The sequence below is a fragment of the Escherichia sp. E14S1 genome (assembly GCF_004211995.1).
Classification (GTDB): Bacteria; Pseudomonadota; Gammaproteobacteria; order Enterobacterales; family Enterobacteriaceae; genus Escherichia.
Genome location: NZ_RHJQ01000014.1, coordinates 137,366 through 158,478, shown reverse-complemented (window position 1 = coordinate 158,478; position 21,113 = coordinate 137,366). Strand labels below are relative to the sequence as shown.

Annotated in this window: 25 protein-coding genes; 4 read left to right on the top strand and 21 right to left on the bottom strand. The window is 53.6% G+C overall.

Features of this window, described 5'->3' with window-relative positions:
- The 15 genes from D9734_RS17045 to D9734_RS16975 form a co-directional block, all read right to left on the bottom strand.
- A complete protein-coding gene (locus D9734_RS17045) occupies window positions 1–585 on the bottom strand; it encodes a DUF3261 domain-containing protein (RefSeq protein ID WP_000595148.1) in 585 nt (194 codons plus the stop codon).
- Window positions 582–2,900, bottom strand: a complete 2,319-nt coding sequence (locus D9734_RS17040) for an MMPL family transporter (protein WP_130209119.1) — start codon at window positions 2,898–2,900, stop codon at window positions 582–584. The genes D9734_RS17045 and D9734_RS17040 overlap by 4 nt, the downstream gene beginning before the upstream one ends.
- Window positions 2,869–3,474 (bottom strand): outer membrane lipoprotein carrier protein LolA, encoded by a 606-nt coding sequence (locus tag D9734_RS17035; protein WP_130209117.1) that lies wholly within the window; start codon window positions 3,472–3,474, stop codon window positions 2,869–2,871. The genes D9734_RS17040 and D9734_RS17035 overlap by 32 nt, the downstream gene beginning before the upstream one ends.
- Window positions 3,471–3,893, bottom strand: coding sequence for a thioesterase family protein (locus D9734_RS17030; RefSeq protein WP_130209115.1), 423 nt, complete (start codon window positions 3,891–3,893; stop codon window positions 3,471–3,473). The genes D9734_RS17035 and D9734_RS17030 overlap by 4 nt, the downstream gene beginning before the upstream one ends.
- A 3-nt stretch (window positions 3,894–3,896) precedes the next feature.
- Window positions 3,897–5,573, bottom strand: a complete 1,677-nt coding sequence (locus D9734_RS17025; RefSeq protein WP_130209113.1) for a glycosyltransferase — start codon at window positions 5,571–5,573, stop codon at window positions 3,897–3,899.
- Window positions 5,564–5,917 (bottom strand): 3-hydroxyacyl-ACP dehydratase FabZ family protein, encoded by a 354-nt coding sequence (locus tag D9734_RS17020; RefSeq protein ID WP_024225041.1) that lies wholly within the window; start codon window positions 5,915–5,917, stop codon window positions 5,564–5,566. Before D9734_RS17020 ends, D9734_RS17025 begins: the two co-directional genes overlap by 10 nt.
- Window positions 5,904–7,265 (bottom strand): acyl-CoA synthetase, encoded by a 1,362-nt coding sequence (locus tag D9734_RS17015; RefSeq protein ID WP_130209111.1) that lies wholly within the window; start codon window positions 7,263–7,265, stop codon window positions 5,904–5,906. Before D9734_RS17015 ends, D9734_RS17020 begins: the two co-directional genes overlap by 14 nt.
- Window positions 7,262–7,843, bottom strand: coding sequence for a hypothetical protein (locus D9734_RS17010; protein WP_130209108.1), 582 nt, complete (start codon window positions 7,841–7,843; stop codon window positions 7,262–7,264). Before D9734_RS17010 ends, D9734_RS17015 begins: the two co-directional genes overlap by 4 nt.
- Before the next feature lie 4 nt (window positions 7,844–7,847).
- Entirely contained in the window at window positions 7,848–8,099 is a 252-nt protein-coding gene (locus D9734_RS17005) for an acyl carrier protein (RefSeq protein ID WP_000139646.1), read from the bottom strand.
- A gap of 11 nt (window positions 8,100–8,110) precedes the next feature.
- Window positions 8,111–8,368 (bottom strand): phosphopantetheine-binding protein, encoded by a 258-nt coding sequence (locus tag D9734_RS17000; RefSeq protein WP_047643688.1) that lies wholly within the window; start codon window positions 8,366–8,368, stop codon window positions 8,111–8,113.
- On the bottom strand, window positions 8,343–9,164 hold the full coding sequence (locus D9734_RS16995) for a lysophospholipid acyltransferase family protein (protein WP_130209106.1): 822 nt from the start codon (window positions 9,162–9,164) through the stop codon (window positions 8,343–8,345). The genes D9734_RS17000 and D9734_RS16995 overlap by 26 nt, the downstream gene beginning before the upstream one ends.
- On the bottom strand, window positions 9,161–9,883 hold the full coding sequence (locus D9734_RS16990) for a beta-ketoacyl synthase chain length factor (RefSeq protein ID WP_130209104.1): 723 nt from the start codon (window positions 9,881–9,883) through the stop codon (window positions 9,161–9,163). The genes D9734_RS16995 and D9734_RS16990 overlap by 4 nt, the downstream gene beginning before the upstream one ends.
- Before the next feature lie 40 nt (window positions 9,884–9,923).
- On the bottom strand, window positions 9,924–10,982 hold the full coding sequence (locus D9734_RS16985) for a methyltransferase (protein WP_130209102.1): 1,059 nt from the start codon (window positions 10,980–10,982) through the stop codon (window positions 9,924–9,926).
- Between the two features lie 68 nt (window positions 10,983–11,050).
- Window positions 11,051–11,428 carry a hypothetical protein gene (locus D9734_RS16980; RefSeq protein ID WP_130209208.1) on the bottom strand — a complete coding sequence of 126 codons (378 nt, stop codon included), beginning with the start codon at window positions 11,426–11,428 and terminating at the stop codon, window positions 11,051–11,053.
- 393 nt (window positions 11,429–11,821) lie between these two features.
- Window positions 11,822–12,871 (bottom strand): AI-2E family transporter, encoded by a 1,050-nt coding sequence (locus D9734_RS16975; protein WP_130209100.1) that lies wholly within the window; start codon window positions 12,869–12,871, stop codon window positions 11,822–11,824.
- A 98-nt stretch (window positions 12,872–12,969) separates the two neighbouring features.
- On the opposite strand from D9734_RS16975, the gene D9734_RS16970 reads away from it, so the two are divergent.
- Window positions 12,970–14,220 carry an MFS transporter gene (locus D9734_RS16970; RefSeq protein ID WP_130209098.1) on the top strand — a complete coding sequence of 417 codons (1,251 nt, stop codon included), beginning with the start codon at window positions 12,970–12,972 and terminating at the stop codon, window positions 14,218–14,220.
- 3 nt (window positions 14,221–14,223) lie between these two features.
- On the opposite strand, the gene dcrB is transcribed toward D9734_RS16970, so the two are convergent.
- Both dcrB and D9734_RS16960 read right to left on the bottom strand, forming a co-directional pair.
- Window positions 14,224–14,781 carry a phage sensitivity protein DcrB gene (dcrB, locus tag D9734_RS16965; RefSeq protein ID WP_130209096.1) on the bottom strand — a complete coding sequence of 186 codons (558 nt, stop codon included), beginning with the start codon at window positions 14,779–14,781 and terminating at the stop codon, window positions 14,224–14,226.
- 72 nt (window positions 14,782–14,853) lie between these two features.
- Window positions 14,854–15,519, bottom strand: coding sequence for a 7-cyano-7-deazaguanine/7-aminomethyl-7-deazaguanine transporter (locus tag D9734_RS16960; RefSeq protein WP_130209094.1), 666 nt, complete (start codon window positions 15,517–15,519; stop codon window positions 14,854–14,856).
- Between the two features lie 220 nt (window positions 15,520–15,739).
- Here D9734_RS16960 and tusA point away from each other — a divergent pair, with 220 nt between their 5' ends.
- Together tusA and D9734_RS16950 are read left to right on the top strand one after the other, a co-directional pair.
- On the top strand, window positions 15,740–15,985 hold the full coding sequence (gene tusA, locus D9734_RS16955; protein WP_000130623.1) for a sulfurtransferase TusA: 246 nt from the start codon (window positions 15,740–15,742) through the stop codon (window positions 15,983–15,985).
- 414 nt (window positions 15,986–16,399) lie between these two features.
- On the top strand, window positions 16,400–16,708 hold the full coding sequence (locus D9734_RS16950; protein WP_130209092.1) for a hypothetical protein: 309 nt from the start codon (window positions 16,400–16,402) through the stop codon (window positions 16,706–16,708).
- A gap of 32 nt (window positions 16,709–16,740) precedes the next feature.
- On the opposite strand, the gene zntA is transcribed toward D9734_RS16950, so the two are convergent.
- Together zntA and D9734_RS16940 are read right to left on the bottom strand one after the other, a co-directional pair.
- Window positions 16,741–18,939, bottom strand: coding sequence for a Zn(II)/Cd(II)/Pb(II) translocating P-type ATPase ZntA (gene zntA, locus D9734_RS16945; RefSeq protein WP_130209090.1), 2,199 nt, complete (start codon window positions 18,937–18,939; stop codon window positions 16,741–16,743).
- A gap of 73 nt (window positions 18,940–19,012) precedes the next feature.
- Entirely contained in the window at window positions 19,013–19,639 is a 627-nt protein-coding gene (locus tag D9734_RS16940; RefSeq protein ID WP_064527705.1) for a lysoplasmalogenase, read from the bottom strand.
- A gap of 141 nt (window positions 19,640–19,780) precedes the next feature.
- Here D9734_RS16940 and D9734_RS16935 point away from each other — a divergent pair, with 141 nt between their 5' ends.
- Window positions 19,781–20,140, top strand: a complete 360-nt coding sequence (locus tag D9734_RS16935; protein ID WP_130209088.1) for a DUF2500 domain-containing protein — start codon at window positions 19,781–19,783, stop codon at window positions 20,138–20,140.
- 2 nt (window positions 20,141–20,142) lie between these two features.
- On the opposite strand, the gene D9734_RS16930 is transcribed toward D9734_RS16935, so the two are convergent.
- Both D9734_RS16930 and rsmD read right to left on the bottom strand, forming a co-directional pair.
- Window positions 20,143–20,418, bottom strand: coding sequence for a DUF1145 family protein (locus D9734_RS16930; protein ID WP_130209086.1), 276 nt, complete (start codon window positions 20,416–20,418; stop codon window positions 20,143–20,145).
- Window positions 20,408–21,004: a 16S rRNA (guanine(966)-N(2))-methyltransferase gene (rsmD, locus tag D9734_RS16925; RefSeq protein WP_130209084.1), complete on the bottom strand. Its 597-nt coding sequence runs from the start codon at window positions 21,002–21,004 to the stop codon at window positions 20,408–20,410. Before rsmD ends, D9734_RS16930 begins: the two co-directional genes overlap by 11 nt.
- Window positions 21,005–21,113: the final 109 nt, after the last annotated feature.

The following is a 21,113-nucleotide window of genomic DNA, read 5'->3' as shown; positions in this document are numbered from 1 at the left end:
TCAGTCACCTAAGTATTGAATGGTGATGTGGTATTTAAAGACATGCTGCTCAATGCTGATTGGCACGCGTTTGCCCTTGCGATTCAGATAGGTGATTTCCGTGACCAGTTTGCCGCTGGCGTTACGCAGCTCGCGTTTGTCACCGTTGTCGCGAAGTGTCCAGCCTGCGGGGAGTTGCGGTTGCCAGGCGCTAATCGGCCAGTGGCTGAGCATTACGTCAGCCAGTACCTGACTTGCGGGCGGTAACTGTGGGACGACGATGGATTGCTCGGCGCGTAGCCCTTGCGCATCGTAGGTCACCAGAAACAGGCGAATGCCGACCGACGACAGCCCGGCAAGGGTGATTTTCTGGTCGTCGGCGTTAAGCATCACTAGCAGCGACTGGGTTTTGCCGTTGAAGCTGCCGGTCAACAGTTGCTGGGAATTGACGGCGGGTGAAATCCCCGGCGCAGGCAGCGTGATGCGCGTGCCAGGTTGCAGCCACGCCTGCGGGCGACCTTCCTGTTCCGGTTGCGAGTGGCTACAGCCGGTGAGGATAAGCGTAGCGGTCAGGGCGAACGCTCGCCAGAATGTGGGTTTGATCATTTTTTTGTTCTCTTTTTATCGGGCATAGCCAGCGGCGAAAGCAGGAAGGCGGTGAAAATACCGCTCACCAGCACAATGCCAAAACTGCTGATGGCCTGGGTGGCGCTGAATACCAGCATTCCCAGCGTCAGTAAGGTGGTGAGCATTGCCAGCATGATCGCCAGTAGTGAAGTTAACGGTGTACCGCGCGGATTACTGAAAAATAGTGTGTAGTTGATGCCGATGCCAAGCACCAGCACCAGCGCCAGTAGCGAAAAGAGATTCACCGCCTGCCCGCTCATCGCCAGCACTGCCAGACCGCAGCCCAGAGAAAGCACCGAAGGTACAAGGCTGATAAGCCCTTTGCGCCAGCCGAGGCGGGCCACCGCGCCGCAGGCAATTACTGCCAGCGCCACCAGCAACAAACCGGTTAACACATAACGGTAAAGTGCGAACAATTCATCAAAGGTGTTTTTGCGATCAACCCAGGCAATGCCGCCAGGGTAATAGCTGGCTATTTCCTGCAACAACGCGCTACTTTTAACCCCTTCAACCGGCACCAGTACGCCGCTTGCGCCGTTTTCCAGCGTCAGCCACAGCAGACGCCAGCCTTCACTGGCGGGGCTTGCCAGCCATTCATCAACGTTCACTGGCATGGCGTTGAGATCTGGTTTCACCGCCGTCAGCCCGGCATTTTGCAGCGCTTTTGTTACCGTCGGGGCCGCCGTTTTCAGCAGGTCTAAATCTTCCTTCTGCCGCGCCAGGGAGTTCAGCGGAATAGTGCGGTAGTTGCTGATAAGGCCGTCTTTTTTCGCTTTCTCCAGCGAGGTGGTAAATGTCTCCAGTCGTCCCAAGGTTTGCTGTGGGGAGTCGCCGTAAACTACAAACCATTTTTGATCGACGCTTTGTCCGGTCAGGGCGGTAATGGCTTTTTCCTGCGCCAGAATATGCTGCGGCAGCGCCTGTAACTGCGAGATATCGTCATCGACGCGCAGCATTGACATCCCCGCCAGCGAAAACAGCGCCAGCGCGACGGGCAGACCCAGCGACAGTTTTTTATTACGCCGCCATGCTGCCAGCCAGCGCAGCATCAGCGCCATCGCCGGAACCGGGCGCACCGGCAGGCCACGGCACAGCCACGGATGCCAGAACAGGACGGTCAGACAGGAGGCGCTCAACCCGACGGCGGCAAAAATCGCCATCTGGCGAATGCCGGGGAAGGGGGCGAGCATCATAATCAGATACGCCGCCACGGTGGTGAGCAGCGCCAGCAGCAGGGCATTGTGCACTTTTGCCAGGCTTTGCCACGGCGAAACGTCATTGCCGTGTACCATCCGCTCGGTAAGGTAATAGAGCGTGTAGTCAGCGGAAATGCCAATAACGCTCATGCTCATCACCAGCGTCATCAGGTGTAATTCACCGAAAATCAACAAGGTGGCGACCGTTCCCGCCAGCGCGCCGATGCCGATGGAAATCACGCAAAGCAGCAACGGACGTAAAGAGCGGAACACCGCCACAATCAGCAATATCACCCCCAGCAGCGTTACCACGCCCAGGGTGGAGATATCCTGCTTCGCTTGTTGACTGGCGTAATCGCTGTAAAACACCGTGCCGCGCGAGAGCAGTTGCGCCTGCGGGTAACGTGTTTTCAGATCTTTTTCCAGCGTATTCAGGGTCGTGATGAGCTTGTGGGTTTGCTGCATATCAAACGACGATCCCGCCAGTTCGCCGTGCAGCAGATACCAGTAGTTTCCCTGGGGATCCTGCGTCACCAGCCAGCCGTCCATCAGTCGTAAACGCTGGCCGTTTTTCGCCATCGCCAGCTGCGAGCCGCGCATTAACATCAGCGGATCGTTTTGCAGCTCCTTGCCGCTTACCCCGGAGAACGCAGAATAAAGCTGGGAGAGGATCCACTGCGCCTGCGCTTCGCCGCCGTTTTGCAGGCGGACGCGAGTGTCGGGGTCAATCAGGCCGTTGCGGTGCTGCCAGAAAAATGCTCCCCACGCCTGCTGGCTGGCGGCATCCATTGGCCCTTTAACGTCGCCGAGCGCAGCGGATTTTTGCAGCAGCGTCAGCCACTCCTGAGCCACCCTGGGATTAGCCTCTTTACCGGGGCTGACCAGCCACACCAGTTGGCGGTCCAGACGCTGCATAAAGCCGTCATTCAGCGCTGGGGGAATATCGCCCATCGCCTGTTTGGGTAACATTGCCAGCACGCTACTGTTCAGCCGTGATTGCGGCAGCAGAATCAGCAACGCCGCCGCCATGACCAGGCAGACGATCCCCCATAACAGCGCGGGGCGTTTACTGGGCGGCAAAACGTTGGCGTTCGTCATCGGTCAGTTGCGCTGGCGTCAGTTGATGTTGGGTAAGAGCGATACCGGTGCGATCGCCCTGTTTATCATTAAGCTGAATGCTCTCCAGATAGGTTTGCCCGGCGAGATCGATGGTGTTGAAAATTTTATCCAGCGGCGTGGTGGTCGGCGTCAGGCGCAGCGTCCAGCGGCCTTCGCCTTTGTCAGCAAATTCGACGCGGAAGTTTTGTTCCAGCACTTTGCGATCGGCCTGAAACAGCGCGCGCAGCAGGTGGTTAAACTGGAACATCTGCGGGTTATTTTCTGCCGTGATGATTTGCGGCGGCTGACCGTTGATCACCTGCACCATGCGTTTATCGTCCAGCAATAGCTGCATGGGGAACGGTGAGGTTTGATCCCACAATAACCCATGGTCGCGGGCGATCAACATCTGGCCCTGAGATCGCAGCGGCTGCGGCAGATCTTTAATCGTCCGGGTTTGATCGAAATGGGCGCGGATCACCGGCTGTTCGGTAAAGCGTTGCTGAAGATCGTCCAGGGTCAGGGCGCTGACAAACGGGCTAATCAGCATCGCCAGCAGCGGCAAAAATTTCATGGTTTGACTCCCATGCGTTCAAACAGAATATCGGGGCTGACAAAGCACAGTTCGCGGCTTTTCTCGTCGACCGCGACCTGAATGGTGTATCCGGTGGTGGCGCGTTTACCCGTTTCGGCATCGAAAATCTGATAGCTAATCCGCAGACGGTTTTCGAACTCTTCGATATGCGCACGCACGCGGATGCGTTGCTCAAAGGTGAGAGCGTGGCGATATTTCACCCGCGCATCGACCACTGGCCACAAATAACCTGACTCTTTCATCTGCCGATAGCCGTAATTGAACTGGTTGAGCAGCGCCTCGCGGGCCACTTCAAAGTAGCGAAAATAGTTACCGTGCCAGGCCACGCCCATCATATCGACATCGTGAAAGGGAATGGTCAGCTCGACTTCAGCGGTAAATCGGGGATCGTTAAGCACCCTTTACTCCTTGTCCTGAATTTCCGGCAGTTGCCAGAAATCGAAAAAATTAAACCAGTCGAGGGGCGACTGGAGCGCGTAATGTTCCAGACGCGCGGCGTAGTGGTCGATAGCGTTTTGCAGCGCCTGTTGGCGTTCGCCACGCGGCAACAGCAGCGGGTCGGCAAAGGTTTCGCAGTGAATATGCAGCTTGCCGTGCTGGCGCAGGGCGAAAATCAGATTCACCGGGCAGCGCAAAATGGACGCGAGAATAAACGGCCCCTGTGGGAAAGGTGCAGGCTGACCCATAAACGGACTCCAGCAGACGCGCCAGTCGCCGCCGCGTTGCGGGTTGACGGCGATGCGGTCACCGACAATCGCCACCCATTCGCCGTTATCCAGCTTCTCTTTCAGCAGGATGGCGGTTTCCGGGCCGATATCTGTTACCGGGAGCAGGTTAATGCCTGCCTGAGGAGCCATCTCCTGCATTATCTGTTTAAAGCGTTGGGCATTTTCGCTAAACACCAGCGCGTTAATGGTTTTGTAGCCCTGAATTTTTGCCAGCGCCCGGCACACTTCGACATCGCCAAGATGCGAGGCCAGCAGCAATTTGCCGCGCGGATCGCGGACGTCAAGCGCCGCTTCTGCGCCTGGCGCAAACAGCACATCGCGCCCCAGTTGCAGCTCGCCGCGCCAACTGGCGATTTTGTCGAGCATGGCGTTGCCGAAACGTAAAAAGTGCTGGTAGCTGTTGAGTTTTGCTGCCTGTGGTTGATGCTGGCGCACACGGGCGAGCCAGTCTTGCGATGCTTTACGCGCACGGGAGGCGGTGAGCCAGTAGACGCCCACTACCGGGTAAAGCAGCGCGCTAAACGCCGTTCTTCCCAGCAGACGCCAGACCAGCAGCATCAGGCGCATTCCCCATAATCCTTTCACTTCACTCTGCCGCGCCCAGTGGCTGGAAGAGCGGCGCATTAACAGCGAAGGAATACGCGGCAACATGCCGAAAAACAGACGCGTGTGCATGAGCGAGATGCGGACGTTATCTTTCAGGGCATCAAAATGCGAAAGCCCGTCTAGCGGATAGGTGACGCGGGTCGGCACGAAATAACTGGTATTTCCCTGCCAGTAGAGGCGCACCATCACTTCGGTGTCGAAATCCATCCGCTTGCCGATGGTGGCGTGTTTTGCCAGTTGCAGCGTTGGCGCAACCGGATAAACGCGAAAGCCGCACATGCTGTCTTTCAGTTGCAGGGAGAGCGTTTCGATCCATACCCAGACGTGGGTGACCCAGCGCCCGTACAGCCGTGAGCGGGGGATGGATTCATCGTAAATCGGCTGGCCGGAGATCAGCGCCGCAGGGTGCTGTTCGGCAAGTGCCAGCAGTTTGGGGATATCTTCAATCGCGTGTTGACCGTCAGCATCCACCTGCACCGCATGGCTGAACCCCGCGTCTGCCGCCGCCTGTAAGCCGCGCATCACCGCCGCGCCTTTGCCTGCGTTTTCTGCCTGGCGAATTAAGGTCACGCCAGGCTGTTCGCTAACCAGCTTATCCAGTTGCTGTTGCGTGGCGGCATCGCTGCCGTCATCCACCACAATACAGGGCAGATTAAATGGCTTAAGACGCGCCAGCACGCCCGGCATCATTGCGCCGTGGTTGTAGCAGGGGATCAACACGCAGGGAGAAAAGTTTACCGACATAGGCGGATCTTCCCGCTACTGGCGGTGTGGCGGGCGTCACCGTCGTGACGCTGATAGCTAAAGCTCAGAATCTGGCGATCTTCCTGCCAGTTAAGCGTGAGCGTGACGCGGTTTTCCGGCAGCAACGGAGACTGGAATTTTATGTTCTGAATGGAGTGAAAACGCCAGCCGGGCGCGAGCAGAGTGAGCGCGTAGCTCATCGCCCAGTCGATTTGCGCCACGCCAGGGAGTAATGGTTGCACGGCAAAATGACCGCGAAACCAGAACAGATCTGCCCTGAGATGCAAAACAATCTCAAGGTGATTCGCTTGTGCCTGATGGCGCTCGATTTCATGGGGCTTCATGAAATAACTCCTGTAATTGCGCATAGACACGCTTGTTCATACTGTTTACTGGCATTTCATCAATAACGCGCCAGTAACGCGGAATGGCAACTGGCTCCAGCGTCGGGCGCAGTAATCGCCGCCAGGTCATTTCCTGGCTATGCCCGCCCCCGTTCTGCCATTGCAGATGAGCTTCGTCATCCAGCACCAGCAAAACGCCAATGCACTGACGCCCGCCGCGCGTAACGGGAACTGCCGCCACCTCGCGAATACCGTCCAGCGCCAGCAGACGTTGTTCCACTTCCTGCAGAGAAATACGTTTTTCTTCAATCTTAACGATGCGCCCACGACGCCCCATCAGATGGAACTGGCCGTCTTCGCTAAACTGTAAGGCATCGTCGAGCAACAGGCCGTTATCTTCCGTCATCAGCGGTGAAAAGAGGCGAAAAGAATCACCTTCTGCCTGGAACTGCATACCTGGGAAAGGCAGCCAGCGGCGTTGCTCCTGTTCGCGGTAACGCCAGGCAATGACGCCGGTTTCCGTGCTGCCGTAGATTTCATCAGGCCAGACGCGTAGCCAGCTCGCGGTGTGTTGTACGTCCTGCCACGGTAGCTCACCACCAGCAGAGAGAAGCACCTGAACAGGCGGCGGGGATAGCTGAGCATCCAGACGCTTCAAAAATGCCGGGCTGCTGATGAAGATATAGTGATGCTGATGACTCAACGCGGCAAACTGTTCGACATACCAGAGCATGGCGGCATGCAGGGGTAATCCCAGCGCCATTGGCAAGAAAATGCGAAAAGTCAGGCCGTACAAATGCTGCGGTAATACGGAACCGACCACCCGACAACCCGCCAGACGTGCGCCTAATCGTTCAGCCAGCAGTTGTGCTTCACGGTCCAGCAAATGAACAGGTTTAATCACCCGCTTCGGCTGCCCCGTGGAACCAGAGGTAAATAGCTCGATATAAGCGTCTGGCGCTATAGCAGCAAAGGTGAATGATTGTGGCGCGACTTGTGGGGAACTTGCTACCAACAGCAATGAACCTTGCCAGTTAAGTTCGCTGTCGCTAAGCACACCATCAAAAAGTTCACGTTGCTCATTAAGCTGGATGACGCGGTTATGCCCCGGAAGCACCGGCGTTTTTCCGGCGTGTAGCGTGGCGAGCAGGGCAACGATAAACAGATAGCTGTTCTCAAAGCATAGCGCCCAGCGTTTCCCGGGCTGTTGCTGTAAACGGCAGATAAGTTGCGCGACATCGTGACGCAAATCGCCCAGTGCCCAGGTGCTTTCGTCCAGCCACGCAATGGGCGTGTCATCAGGGCGTGGCGCAGTCAGCCAGCGTGCAAGCGGTAAGGTCTGCTTCATGAGCGATCTCTTTTCATCACCTGACGGCGCACCAGCCATTCACCAGCCATTAACGTCCCCATCAACAAATAAGCGATCATGCCGTTCCAGGCAGTCCATAACGACATATCGCCATGCAGCGCGGTAAACAGGGCAATTCCGCCGTTGATGATGAAAAAGCCGCACCAGATTTGCGTGACGTGGCGGGTATAGCGCACGCCCTTTTCCGGAAGGTCTGGCTCCTGCAAACGCGCCAACCGCTCAACTATCGGCATTGCCGACCACAGCGAACCGCCAAAAACCGCCAGCATTACCGCATTAACCACTACCGGGTAAAACAGCAGTAGCTGGTGCGTTTTCAACAGAAAGCTGGCGACACACAAGGCGATGCCCACGACAGCGACGATTTGTGTGACAGCTTGTAGCGGCCCCGCCTGGCGACGGGTCTGGCGCAGGCGCAACAAAAGCAGCAGCGCCATCAGCGGCAACAGCCAATGCAGGCCGTTATGTGCCAAACCAAGCCAAATCACAAACGGCCAGGCGAGCAGCAATAATCCGGTCAGCAGCTTAATAATCGGTAGCGAGCGAATGCCCGACATCAGATCAGGCTTCTTGTAGCAGGCGTTCTACGGCCTCTACGACATCCTGGACTGTACGCACTGCTTTAAACTCTTCCGGCTTGATTTTCTTACCGGTTTTCTTTTGCAGGTGCACAATCATGTCAACGGCGTCGATGCTGTCCAGTTCCAGATCTTCGTACAGGCGCGCTTCAGGTTTGATGTCCTGCGGATCGATTTCAAACAGCTTGACCAGCAGGGCTGAGACTTCCTGATAGACGGTTTGTTGTTCTGTCATGATGGCTTTCCTCAGGCGCGTTGCGCAGCAATGAAAGAGGCCAGAGTGGCGACGGAGAAAAAGTGCTGACGCATCTCTTCACTTTCCGCGGAAAGTACAACGCCATATTCATTTTTCACTGCCAGCCCCAGTTCCAGGGCATCGATGGAATCCAGCCCTAAACCGTCGCCGAACAGCGGCGCATCGGTATCGATATCATCAGGAGTCAACTCGTCCAGATTGAGGGTGCTGATGATGAGATTTTTAATTTCCAGATAAAGCGCTTGCATTATTTATTCCTGAGAGAGGTAAACAACCTTGTTGTAATTGAAGCAAAAGATGCCGGTTTAACCGCCTTGCTGCCAGCGCCGGTTCTTGTGAAGTTGCATCGTAAAATTTATTGATTTCTACCCGCCCACGGACTTCAACCGTAAAAAACGGCCTGGCAGGCGGAACGTCATACCATTTACTTTGTTTATCCAGCAGATGCTCGCTACAGCCGATCGTCACGATGCGTAAATCGCTGGCACAGCGCACGGCAATATTCGCTGCCCCGCGCTGCAACGTCATTTTTTCACCAGGCTTCGTTCGCGTGCCTTCGGGGAAAATCAAGATAGTGTCGCCCTGTGCCAGTCGCTGTTGGCAACGGGGTAAGAGGGTTTCAGCTTCGCTGTTGATTAAATAATCTGCCGCCCGCACGACGCCGCCAAGAAAAGGATTTTTTAACAGCGCGCTTTTCACCAGGCAGTCAGTTTCTGGCATGACTGACGCCAGCAGTACGTAATCGATCAGCGTGGGATGATTGGCTACGACGAGGCAACCGCGTTCCTGACGTAAAATTTCAGCCCCATCAATCCGATAATCCAGCACACCAAGCCCTTTTGCGACTGTTAAAAACAGACGAAAACTGGCGGCAATGCTGCGGCGCGCCACACGACGGCGGCGGGAAGTATCCCACACCAAAACTAACAATACGTTAAACCACACCACAGAGAGCAGTAGTCCGCCGAGGCCAAACAGGGCAAAACATAACCCGGTCATAACCAGTCGCCATGCCCACTCCAGGCGCGACATCAGCTTACTCATCTGCGGCTCCAGCGCCATTGCACGCGCTCGCCAGGCAGTGAAAATGTGTCTGCATTTTGTAAATAGTGCTGTAAAAACAACATGCTTTGCGGCAGTGTTGTTTCATTGCCCGCAATGGCTGGCTGTGTTTCACATTGCCAGTCATCGCCAGCTTCAATCACCAGCGCGACGGCGTACGGCCAGGTCGGCATTTCTGCTGGCAGTTGTGGGTGATAGAACTCAGGCAGAAAGCCATCAAAATCGACCATCAACACGCGCTGGTATCCCGCTTGTAGCAGGCTAAGCACTTCACATAAACCTTGCTGGAAACTGTCGCGACCAGCCGAAAGCGATGACGAAACGATCGGTTGTTTGGCCGTAATGGTCAGGTTACCCACGGAAGAGTTGTGTACGGAGAGCGCGAAGTCTGTCGGAGAGAGTGCCTGTTCGGTTGCCAGTGCATGAACAATGCGGTAATTGCGTTCCAGTTCGCCATGACGACTCGTATACAAAACGGCGTCTATTTGATGGCGGCGTAGCATTGCCAGACCGCACTCCACGGCCAGTTTACTGCCAGAACTGAGACGGCGGGCGGTCATCATTGGCAATTCGCATAATTTTGCCAACGGTGCAGCAGGGTCAACCGCCCACGGCTGGCGCGACCATGCTTGCCATTGCTGGGCTTCGCTGAGTCCAGGCGCCAGTGCCTTCCAGTCGGTAATATTTAATGTAAATTTCATCAACGCGCGCCCGCGGTAAACCAAAATTATTAAGTGACGATTATTTCTTTTGGCATATCAATAATGTATGCCCAACGCCTAAATTATCGTGGCGCTCTGCTACCTGAAATCCTGCTTTATTCAGATAGTCGTAAAATTTCTCTGCGCTATAGAAACGACTGTTACCGTTTGCCATGCAGGTGAAATAAAGTGAGGAGGCATTCAGGCTAAACGATGCCGCTTCAAACCGCTGCGCATCCCAGAACAACTCCATAATGCAAAGTTTTGCGCCGGGCTTCATTACGCTGGCAACTTTGCTGAGTATGCTAATTATTTGTTCGGGTGAAAAACAGTCTAAAAATTGACTCATCCACCAGATATCAGCCTCGCCCGGTAACGGCGCATCGCTTAGCATATCCACAGCATGGAAATCTATACGATCAGAAAAGCCTGCATTCGCGATATTTTCTTTGGCGAGCACGATTTGTTGTGGCAGATCTAATAACGTAACGGTGATGTTTTCGTTGTATTTACAGCAGCGCAAAGCCCACTTACCGGTATTGCCGCCTACATCGTACAAGGTTGTGGGGTTGTTGGCGAATACATAAGGCAGTGCGGCGTTAAATGCGCCATCTGAATAGTAATGATCAAACGCGAACCAGCTTTCACGGGCGGCGTCAGGTAATTGTGAAAGTGCCGGGTATATCGTCGGCCAGTCGCCAAATACTTTTAACCCGGAAGGTTTGCCTTCATTGAGTGAATCGGCGAGGAAGAATAGCCCCTGATAACAGACATCCTGGGTGAAATCCATATTCACGCGCGTCATGGTGTCATGCAGGAGGTAATGACCGATTTTCGCCAGGTAATAAATTCCCTCTTTGCAGGTAATAATTCGCCCGCTTAAGCCCATATCTAACAGAACGCTGGCAGCATATTCGTTGATATGACTATTTTCGGTGATATCAGACAGCGTTGCGCCATCTTTGCCTTGCCGATCCAGATAAGAAAGTACACCCGCATTACGCAGGCAGAGAGCTGTTTGAAAAAGCATGGGGGCAAAGGCAATGCGTTGAGCTTCGGTAATCGCATCCAGTGCGCTAAGAGAATCCTGTTCGTACATGTTGGGCACAACCTGTTAAGAGGGAATTAAATTATTATCGGACCGAAGCGGCCCGACTTTAGGGGAAATTACAAATCTGCGCCAGCCGACAAATTCAGTTGAATATCTTTGTCGAGATTGCGGACCCAGCGATTATAGTTTTTATGAATTTGTCCGCCTGATGCTTGCAGGTTCTGACTATTTTCATAATTGATATCGTAGCTGGATGCCGTGTAGTTAATGCGAATTTCTGCTGAATGATCGCGTGATTGTTGACGTGCTTTAATTACACCTTGTCCGGCTTCGGACATAATCCATTTGCGTTCAACGCCAGCTTTCAGAATCGCTTTTTTAACTTGATCCTGGGTATGACCGGCGCTGACGGTTGAGTGGACTTGATCAATTGGTGCAGTACGCGCACAACCCGCTAAAGCGCCGACAACAGCAATAGCAGCAAACCATTTCATGTAGTGTTTCATTAAAGCCCCATTAAAGTATTGTTTTTACGAGTAAAGCAGGATTTAACTGTAATTGCTGGTATCACTATTCTTTATTTAGCGAAAAATTTACTTATGAGATAAGTCAGTAAGTGCACATCAGAACAAATCATTTTGAGATGACTAAATTACTGCCAGCGGGGACCAACTATAAGTGAGTGAGAAAAATGAGGCAATAAAAATAACACAATATAATCAGTGCGTTCTCTGGGATGGGAATTTAATGATTATTTGGTGTTTATATATATTTGACTTAAGGAGTGGTTTTTAGAAATTAATTTTCTGAATAATATTGCATCATTTTCTCGAATCAAATGGCCACCGTTAGATAAACGGTGGCCATTGTCTGATCAGGGTGCGCTATTACCCCGGTAACCGACTTTTCGGTCTGCCTGGCCCCAGTAAAATCGCCAGTTTGCTACCGCCTTTAGTGGTTTCCATCCAGATTTTACAGACGCTGGTTAATGGCACCGAGAGTAGCATTCCTACCGGACCGAGCAGCCATCCCCAAACCAACAACGAAAGAAATACCACCATGGTGGACATCCCCAGGCGATGGCCCATCATCCGTGGTTCTAAAATATTGCCGATGACCATATGGACAACTAAAAACAATGCGCCGACCAGAATACATTCGTAAACACCATTAAACAGCAGCACCTGAATCATTGGCGGTACGGCGGAAATTACCGCGCCGATATTGGGGACGTAGTTGAGTAAAAACGCCAGTACCGCCCACATCAGCGCAAACTGCACGCCCATCAGCGCCAGCCCCAGCCAGACGATAACGCCCGTCCATAAACTTAGCAGCGTTTTTAATGCCAGATAATGCGAAACGCCTTTTAATGCGCGGTGTAATCCGGCGATGTGAATCTGTGGGTTATTCAACGCAAAGCGCATTTTGTAAGGGACGTGGCGTACTTCAAACAGCATAAAAACAACGGTCATCACCAGCAGAAGTACGCTCGCCATTGCCCCGGAAAGCCCGGTCATTAAAGCGGTGGTGAAGGTAACCACTTTTTCTGAATCCATCCGCTGCAACATTCGTTCCGGCGACATATGCAAATTAAGAAAAGGCAGCATCTCCTGCAATTTAAAAAGCTTGCGCGTCAGCTCCTTATTAAATTTCGGCAGCATAGAGATGAATTCGTTAAACGATGCCGCCAGCACACCGACCAGCGCAGTAAGCGCAATCAACATCACTACGACCACAATCGTAATGGCAACGGGACGCTGAACTCCGCGACGAATAAACCAGGTCACCAGTGGATTGAGGACGATGGCGAAAAACAGCGCCAGTAACAATTGCACAATGATATCTGCCGCTGCGTGAATACCTGCGAGGATTACTACCAGTGAAGCCAGCTTGAGTAGAATGTGCATGCCCGTTTTATCGGGTTGAGATGTTTCCATTGGGGCTTCCTTATGACTTTTTGTATTAAGTGTAGCGGGAGTCACGCCAGCAATATTCTGATTCTTCTTGCTGATTTACACGCCACCACGTGGTAAAAATGAAACACTGTTGTAAAAATGTGGTGCTCCTCATGCCCGTACCTGTTGCCGAACCGGCGCTTAACGGAATGCGCCTGAATTTGCGCATTGTCTCCATTGTCATGTTTAACTTCGCCAGCTATCTGACCATTGGGTTACCGCTCGCCGTGCTACCGGGCTATGTCCATGATGTGATGGGCTTTAGCGCCTTCTGGGCGGGGTTGGTTATCAGTCTGCAATATTTCGCCACGTTGCTGAGTCGTCCTCATGCCGGGCGTTATGCTGATTTGCTGGGGCCAAAAAAGATTGTCGTCTTCGGTTTGTGCGGCTGCTTTTTGAGCGGGCTGGGTTATCTGGTGGCTGGGTTAACCGCCAGTCTGCCAATTATCAGTCTGTTATTACTTTGCCTGGGGCGCGTGATTCTTGGGATTGGGCAAAGTTTTGCCGGAACGGGGTCGACACTGTGGGGCGTTGGCGTGGTCGGTTCGCTGCATATCGGGCGAGTGATTTCGTGGAATGGCATTGTCACTTACGGAGCGATGGCGATGGGCGCGCCGTTAGGTGTGGTGTTTTATCACTGGGGCGGTTTGCAGGCGTTGGCATTAATCATTATGGGCGTGGCGCTGGTGGCTATTTTGTTGGCAATACCGCGTCCGACGGTGAAAGCCAGTAAAGGCAAACCTCTGCCGTTTCGCGCGGTACTTGGGCGCGTCTGGCTGTACGGTATGGCGCTAGCGTTGGCTTCCGCCGGGTTTGGCGTTATCGCCACCTTTATCACGCTGTTTTATGACGCTAAAGGCTGGGACGGTGCGGCCTTCGCGCTGACGTTGTTTAGCTGTGCGTTTGTTGGAACGCGATTGTTATTCCCTAACGGCATAAACCGCATTGGTGGCTTAAACGTGGCGATGCTCTGCTTTAGCGTTGAGATAATCGGCCTACTGCTGGTTGGCGTGGCGACTATGCCGTGGATGGCGAAAATCGGCGTCTTACTGGCGGGGGCGGGCTTTTCGCTGGTGTTCCCGGCATTGGGCGTAGTGGCGGTCAAAGCGGTGCCGCAGCAGAATCAGGGGGCGGCGCTGGCAACCTACACCGTATTTATGGATTTATCGCTTGGCGTGACCGGACCACTGGCAGGGCTGGTGATGAGTTGGGCGGGCGTACCGGTGATTTATCTGGCGGCGGCGGGGCTGGTCGCAATCGCGTTATTGCTGACGTGGCGATTAAAAAAACGGCCTCCGGTGGAAGCACCTGAGGCCGTTTCGTCATCTTAAAACTTACTGAATAACCAGCGTGTTAATGATGTTTTCTGCGGTGGTCTGCGCTTTTTGCTGATCGTCAGCAGGCAGTGTGATTTGCATTGTCAGCAGTTGGTTGCCCACGTTACCCAGAATGACGGAAGAGTACGCCGTCTGGCCTTTAGCAGAGATAACGCTGTCTAACTGCTGCATTTTGTGACCTTTCAGCTCAATGGCTTTGTTGGTCACCACTTGCAGCTGTGGATCGCGGCTACGTTGCTGATCTTCCAGACGCTTCGCCAGCACAGCCAGGTCTTCTTTCGGATCATCGCCCATAATAACAATCACCGCTTTCTGCCCGGTGGCGTCGGACCAGACGTGCATGTTATTGGCCTGTGTTCCCAGCTTACCGCTCTGGTCGGTCATATCCGCTGGCAGCGAGAAGCTTAACTTGCCATCAAGCAGGTTGACGGGATTCGCGGTAGCGTTACTTTCCGCGACTGTACCTTCCGCTGTAGCGTTAGTGTCTTTATCATCACAGGCCGCAAGCCCCATAACCAGCAGGCCAATTCCGACATATTTAACCAGATTGCGCATTGACATCTTCCTTTCGATAAACGGCCATAACGGCTCATTCATCCATCTTATCACAAGTCTGATAACGAACCTTTAACTGGCCTGCAAAGCGTTGATTTCGGATTTATCTGCCAGTCTTTTCAATAGCATATTGAGTAATACGCCATACATTGGCAGGAAAAAAACGATGCTGATTAACACTTTGAAACAGTAATCAACCAGCGCGATTTCCATCCAGTGTTCGGCCATAAAGGCATCCGGACTACGCCAGAAAGCAATGAAGAAGAAGGCCAATGTGTCACTGACGTTACCGAACAGTGTGGACGCCGTCGGTGCCAGCCACCAGCGGCGATTCTGGCGCAGGCGGTTAAATACATGCACGTCGAGGATCTGCCCCAGTGCGTAGGCCATAAAACTGGCGGCAGCGATACGGGCGACAAACAGGTTGAAGTGGGCGAGAGCGCCGAATCCCTGCCATGAACCCATATAGAACAGCGACGAGATGACATAGGAGATCAATAACGCCGGGATCATCACCGCAAAGATGATACGACGGGCCAGCGGTGCGCCAAAAATACGCACGGTCAGGTCGGTAGCAAGGAAAATAAACGGAAAGCTAAACGCGCCCCAGGTGGTATGAAAACCAAAAATGGAGACAGGAAGCTGAACCAGATAGTTACTGGAGGTGATCACCAGCAGATGAAATAACGATAACCAGAACAACGCCTTATAGCGTTGAGTTTGTGAGGAAACGTTCATATTGTACCTTTTTGATTAGCCATTGGGGTGAGGGAACCCAATACGTACGACACGTCTGTTACCTTAACATAATAACGTGCTTACCCTTTTTTCGAGCCGCCGCATGATACTGCTTTACGTTGACAATGCAATGGTTAATTTTCACGCAATCGTTAACCTGGTTTGCTAACGGACATACAGAGCGTAAACTAGCGCCGTTTTTTTATGTGATGAGAAGAAAATGACCGATCTCTTTTCCAGCCCTGACCACACACTCGACGCGCTTGGCCTGCGCTGCCCGGAACCGGTGATGATGGTGCGCAAAACCGTGCGCAATATGCAGCCTGGCGAAACGTTACTGATTATCGCCGACGATCCGGCGACGACCCGAGATATTCCTGGGTTTTGTACCTTTATGGAACACGAACTGGTTGCTAAAGAGACGGATGGCTTGCCTTATCGTTATTTGATTCGTAAATCGGGTTAAGGTGGAGCAGGCTAGCGGACCGATCGCGCTCAATTTTGCGGTTTGCAACGGGTTTGTAGGACGGATAAAACGTTCAAGCTGCATCTGGCGATACGGTGCGCAATGCCTGATGCGACGCTGTCGCGTCTTATCATGCCTACGAGTTCGATGCCTTGTGTAGGCCGGATAAGGCGTTCACGCCGCATCCGGGCGGTGGTGCGCAATGCCTGATGCGACGCAGCCGCATCTTATCATGCCTATGAGTTCGATGCCCTGTGTAGGCCGGATAAAGCGTTCAAGCTGCATCTGCGATACGGTGCACAATGCCTGATGCGACGCTGCCGCGTCTTATCATGCCTACGAGTTCGATGCTCTGTATAGGCCAGATAAGGCGTTCACGCCGCATCCGGCACGCAAGTGTAATGGAATGCACAAATGGATTATTTAATTCCAGTTTGTCTGGGATTGCTGGGATTGCTGGCGATGTTCGCCCCCAATTGGCTGATGCCTGTTTTTATCATCATGGGGGGATGGCTGGGGGTACTTGCCTGTGGTTGGCTCTGGTTAATGATTTTTTTACCTTTACTTAGCGGTGTCGGGCTTGCTTATGCCCTGTGGTTGATGTTCAAAAGGCCATCATTAGCATCCCGTCTGGTTGCTGCATTCAGTGTTATCTCCGTCATTCTGATGTTAGCGCTATATTACGCTTTCCTGACCATGCTGCCGTTCCCGCCTCAGCACTAAGCCTGATAGCCAGAGGCTATCAGGCAACACCTTTATCTCCTGCGCAACAACCTTAACGCATTCGCCGTCACCAGCACCGTTGCCCCCGTATCTGCCAGCACCGCCAGCCACAGGCCGGTCATCCCTAACAGCGTCGTGACGAGGAAGATCCCTTTCAGCCCCAGCGCAATAGTGATGTTCTGGCGGATATTAGCGTGAGTGGCGCGCGCCAGTTCAATCATCTGCACCAAGCCGCGCAGGTGATTATGGGTTAATGCTGCGTCGGCGGTTTCCAGCGCCACGTCTGTGCCGCTACCCATTGCAATTCCGATGGCGGCAGCTTTCATTGCTGGCGCGTCGTTAATACCGTCACCGACCATTGCCAGCGGCGCATGTTGATTCAGCTCGGTCACCGCTTTGACTTTATCTTCCGGCAACAATCCAGCTTTAAACTCCAGCCCCAGCTCCCCGGCGATTGCCGCCGCTGCGCGTGGATTATCGCCGGTGAGGATCACCCCTTTGACGCCCAGCGCGTTCAGTTCATTGATAGCAGTTGCGGCATCGGCGCGCAGGGTGTCCTGCAATGCAATGACACCCAGCACGTCATCGTTACGTACCACCAGCACTACCGTTTGCCCGGCGCTTTCCAGTTCATTAATCAAACCGGCGAATGCATCAGCAGGATGTTTTCCGGCAGCGCAAATCAATACGCGCTCACCGTTAACCTGCGCTTCAATGCCGGACCCGACCAGCGCCCGCTGTGACTCGGCGGCGGGAATGGCGAGTGCAGCGACCTGTGCTTCACGAACTATGGCTTGCGCAAGTGGATGCGTTGCGCCTTGCTCGACCGCCGCCGCCAGTGTCAGCAGTTCAGATTCGCTAATATCCGTTGCCGGATGGATGGCGGTAACGCGTGGTTTCCCGACGGTCAGCGTTCCGGTTTTATCAAACGCCACCTGGGTAACGCGACCTAGCTGTTCCAGCGCCGCGCCACCTTTAATCAATGCCCCGCGACGTGCCGCCGCCGCCAGCCCGGAGGTAATCGCCGCGGGCGTGGAGATAACTAACGCACACGGGCAACCAATCAGTAGCAGCGTCAGCCCTTTATAAATCCACTCCTGCCAGCTTGCGGCAAACAGCAGCGGCGGAACCAGCGTTACCAGCAGAGCGACGGCCATAATCGCGGGCGTATAGATACGGCTGAAACGGTCGATAAACCGCTCAATGGGCGCGCGGCGCTCTTCGGCTTCTTCGATCAGTTTCAGAATCCGGTCAATGGCGCTGGCACCCGGTTCTGACAGCACTTCCAGCGTTACCAGACGGTCTACGCTGGTGGCGCCTGCAGGAACTTTATCGCCCGTCGCGCGCTCCACAGGAATGGATTCGCCGGTCAGGGCGCTTTCATCAAAACTGGCAAATGGCGAGAGCAGTGTACCGTCGGCAGGCAAACGCCCACCTGCCGCAACTTCAATCACATCGCCAGGGCGCAGGCTATTGATCGCCACCTCTTCCCGCTCACCGTTACGCAGGCGCGTGGCGGTTTCCGGTTTCAGCGCCATTAGCGCGCTGACGCCCTGACGCGCGCGGCTGGCGGCCCAGCCTTCCAGTCGTTCACCAATCAAAAACAGCAGCAACACCATCGCGGCTTCAGCCGTTGCGCCAATAAACAGCGCACCAATGGCGGCTACGCTCATTAACGTTTCAATAGCAAAGTAACTGCCGGATTTGATCAGCCGTAATGCCTGACGAGCAATTGGGTACAGCCCAACCAGCGTGGTCGCGATAAACGCCAGTTGACCAAACGGATGATTGAACTGCTCCAGTCCCCAACTGATTGCCATCATCACGATAAGCGTAATCAGCGGCAGATTCTCTTTCAGGCGCGATGCTTGCGGTTCGTCGGCGGCCTGTTCATCGCGCAGGGAATAGCCTGCTTTTTGCACCGCAGATTCAACTTGTGCACGGATGTCATTGTCGGCATCAACCACCAGCTTCTCGGTGGCGAACAACACCTGCACCTGATTCACGCCTGCAAGCTGGCGCACGGCATTTTCTACCTTGCGCGCACAGGCGGCACAGTCCATACCGCTGACTTTCCAGCTATAGCGGTTGCCGGAGACGTTTTCGGAGAGTGTTGGCGTACTGGAACATGCGCCGTCGCAGCAACAGTCGTTAGCGTTCTTTACTGGTGTTAGCGGTTTGAACGCAGCAAATTGAGGGGCTTTCTTGCCGAGATTGTCAGGAGTCGACATGGCATCCTCCGGTTAAGTTTTTTCTCATTAACCGAAGGATACACTCTGGAGTCGACTCCAGAGTCAAGTTTTATCAGAGATACAGCGAGCGGACGATGAGGAAGTGACCGGCAAAGTAGCAGGCAGCAGCAATCGCGTTATCGGCCCGGAAGCGGCGGCGATAGTGGCTACCCAGCCAGACAAAGTTGCTGATAAACAGTAACGAAGCGCCGACAAACGCAGAGAGCGCCGGAGCGGTCGGGCGGAAGAACCACAGTTCGCCTGCCAGCCACACCATCACCAGCGTCATACCGACAAAGGTACAAATGGGCCAACGTAACTCTTCCAGGCGTGTCCAGATAATGGCCAGCAACAGCGCGCCCAGTACCAGCAGCACCAGCGGCAATGGCCAGAAGAAAGAGAGCGTCATCTGGCTGGCGAAATAGATGGTGTACAGCAGGTGCGAGAGGAAAAATGCGCCAATGGCGTACATCAGACGCTGACGTGGCAATAGCGTTAGCGCATCGCCCAGCAGCGACGCACATAGCCCCGCCAGCACCAGATAGCTAATGGCGTCGAACATCGGCGCTTGCCAGGCCAGTAATAGCAGGAGAAGAAGAGTTAACGGCTTAAACACCCAGCGTTGCCAGGTTGAACCACGATAGGAGGCATCCACAGATAGCCATGCGGAAAGACAGACAGCGATAAACGACCAAAGCATCTTAGTTCCTTGAATTCGTTATTATTTAGTAAGCGGAATGCCTACAGTCTTGCTATTCAGTTTAGTGGCGAGGGCGGACAGATGACAACACCATAACGGGCAGGGTATGCTTATTTCCGCATTTTCCGATAAGGTACAAAGATGAGTAAACCACCTCTTTTCTTCATTGTTATCATTGGCTTAATTGTTGTCGCTGCATCGTTTCGCTTTATGCAGCAGCGGCGGGAAAAAGTTGATAATGATATGGCACCGCTCCAGCAAAAGCTGGTGGTGGTGAGTAACAAGCGGGAAAAACCAATTAACGATCGCCGTTCGCGCCAGCAGGAAGTGACACCGGCTGGCACCAGTGTGCGCTATGAGGCAAGCTTCAAACCGCAAAGCGGTGGACTGGAGCAGACGTTCCGTCTAGATGCCCAGCAGTACCACGCCCTGACAGTGGGCGATAAAGGTACGCTGAGCTATAAAGGCACGCGTTTTGTCAGCTTTGCTGGCGAAGAATAAGGTTATTTTTTAACTTTAACTTTAAATTTCTTCTGCCAGGCCAGCAGTTCAAACACGCCGAAAAGGAAAATACGCACCTTTTCGGCACTGCTTAGCTGCGGACCATCCTTCGGCAAAGTGGATTTCAATAGCGCCAGCTGCATACCATGCATCAGCACGGTAAAAATCAGCGCCACGTTAACGAATATATTCAGCGGTCGCGGAAATGGCTGAACAAGATTGAGGATTAAAAATCCCCATACGCAAAGCATTAACAAACGTCCAATATTAATCAGCATCACTTTCTCCTTGTGTTTCACGCTGATACAACCGATAAGCAACTTGACCCGCCACTTTTTCCCGATATAACGACCAGTTTGCCGGAACAGTAGGCAGGCCATTTTCTACTTCACTCTCGACATATATCCAGGCTTCGTCAGCCAGCCAGCCGTTATCTTCCAGTAAATTAATGGTTTCTTCCAACAAGCCACGGCGGAATGGCGGATCGACAAACACGATATTATGCGGTGTGCCTTTTTGCGCCAGGAATGACATTGCATTGCTGTTAACCACCCGCGCATTATCTGCTTTCAGGGTTGCCAGATTCTTGATTAATTGCTGATGCACCGCACGATCCATCTCAATCAGCGTGGCACCCGCAGCGTAGCGAGACAAGGCTTCCAGCCCCAGCGCGCCGCTACCGGCGAAGCAATCCAGACATTGCGCATCGACGATAACCGGAGCCAGCCAGTTAAATAACGTTTCGCGCACGCGATCGGTGGTGGGGCGCAGGCCAGGGCTGTCCGGAACCGGGAGTTTACGGCCTCGCCACTGCCCGCCAATAATGCGGATTTGGCCGCTACCGGAATGATTCGGTTTTTTCATGATAAATTGCTCAATCCGCCAGATAACACATAATTGCAGGCGGTGATGTGTATTCAGTTAAGTGATAGACTATTTCATCATTTTTTTAGCTGCTATGTACATAGCGTTA

Excerpts from the sequence above, each read along its gene's own strand:
- D9734_RS17045 (WP_000595148.1), bottom strand. The coding sequence starts at position 585 with ATGATCAAACCCACATTCTGGCGAGCGTTCGCCCTGACCGCTACGCTT.
- D9734_RS17040 (WP_130209119.1), bottom strand. The coding sequence starts at position 2,900 with ATGACGAACGCCAACGTTTTGCCGCCCAGTAAACGCCCCGCGCTGTTA.
- D9734_RS17035 (WP_130209117.1), bottom strand. The coding sequence starts at position 3,474 with ATGAAATTTTTGCCGCTGCTGGCGATGCTGATTAGCCCGTTTGTCAGC.
- D9734_RS17025 (WP_130209113.1), bottom strand. The coding sequence starts at position 5,573 with ATGTCGGTAAACTTTTCTCCCTGCGTGTTGATCCCCTGCTACAACCAC.
- D9734_RS17020 (WP_024225041.1), bottom strand. The coding sequence starts at position 5,917 with ATGAAGCCCCATGAAATCGAGCGCCATCAGGCACAAGCGAATCACCTT.
- D9734_RS17015 (WP_130209111.1), bottom strand. The coding sequence starts at position 7,265 with ATGAAGCAGACCTTACCGCTTGCACGCTGGCTGACTGCGCCACGCCCT.
- D9734_RS17010 (WP_130209108.1), bottom strand. The coding sequence starts at position 7,843 with ATGTCGGGCATTCGCTCGCTACCGATTATTAAGCTGCTGACCGGATTA.
- D9734_RS17005 (WP_000139646.1), bottom strand. The coding sequence starts at position 8,099 with ATGACAGAACAACAAACCGTCTATCAGGAAGTCTCAGCCCTGCTGGTC.
- D9734_RS17000 (WP_047643688.1), bottom strand. The coding sequence starts at position 8,368 with ATGCAAGCGCTTTATCTGGAAATTAAAAATCTCATCATCAGCACCCTC.
- D9734_RS16995 (WP_130209106.1), bottom strand. The coding sequence starts at position 9,164 with ATGAGTAAGCTGATGTCGCGCCTGGAGTGGGCATGGCGACTGGTTATG.
- D9734_RS16990 (WP_130209104.1), bottom strand. The coding sequence starts at position 9,883 with ATGAAATTTACATTAAATATTACCGACTGGAAGGCACTGGCGCCTGGA.
- D9734_RS16985 (WP_130209102.1), bottom strand. The coding sequence starts at position 10,982 with ATGTACGAACAGGATTCTCTTAGCGCACTGGATGCGATTACCGAAGCT.
- D9734_RS16980 (WP_130209208.1), bottom strand. The coding sequence starts at position 11,428 with ATGAAATGGTTTGCTGCTATTGCTGTTGTCGGCGCTTTAGCGGGTTGT.
- D9734_RS16975 (WP_130209100.1), bottom strand. The coding sequence starts at position 12,871 with ATGGAAACATCTCAACCCGATAAAACGGGCATGCACATTCTACTCAAG.
- D9734_RS16970 (WP_130209098.1), top strand. The coding sequence starts at position 12,970 with ATGAAACACTGTTGTAAAAATGTGGTGCTCCTCATGCCCGTACCTGTT.
- dcrB (WP_130209096.1), bottom strand. The coding sequence starts at position 14,781 with ATGCGCAATCTGGTTAAATATGTCGGAATTGGCCTGCTGGTTATGGGG.
- D9734_RS16960 (WP_130209094.1), bottom strand. The coding sequence starts at position 15,519 with ATGAACGTTTCCTCACAAACTCAACGCTATAAGGCGTTGTTCTGGTTA.
- tusA (WP_000130623.1), top strand. The coding sequence starts at position 15,740 with ATGACCGATCTCTTTTCCAGCCCTGACCACACACTCGACGCGCTTGGC.
- D9734_RS16950 (WP_130209092.1), top strand. The coding sequence starts at position 16,400 with ATGGATTATTTAATTCCAGTTTGTCTGGGATTGCTGGGATTGCTGGCG.
- zntA (WP_130209090.1), bottom strand. The coding sequence starts at position 18,939 with ATGTCGACTCCTGACAATCTCGGCAAGAAAGCCCCTCAATTTGCTGCG.
- D9734_RS16940 (WP_064527705.1), bottom strand. The coding sequence starts at position 19,639 with ATGCTTTGGTCGTTTATCGCTGTCTGTCTTTCCGCATGGCTATCTGTG.
- D9734_RS16935 (WP_130209088.1), top strand. The coding sequence starts at position 19,781 with ATGAGTAAACCACCTCTTTTCTTCATTGTTATCATTGGCTTAATTGTT.
- D9734_RS16930 (WP_130209086.1), bottom strand. The coding sequence starts at position 20,418 with ATGCTGATTAATATTGGACGTTTGTTAATGCTTTGCGTATGGGGATTT.
- rsmD (WP_130209084.1), bottom strand. The coding sequence starts at position 21,004 with ATGAAAAAACCGAATCATTCCGGTAGCGGCCAAATCCGCATTATTGGC.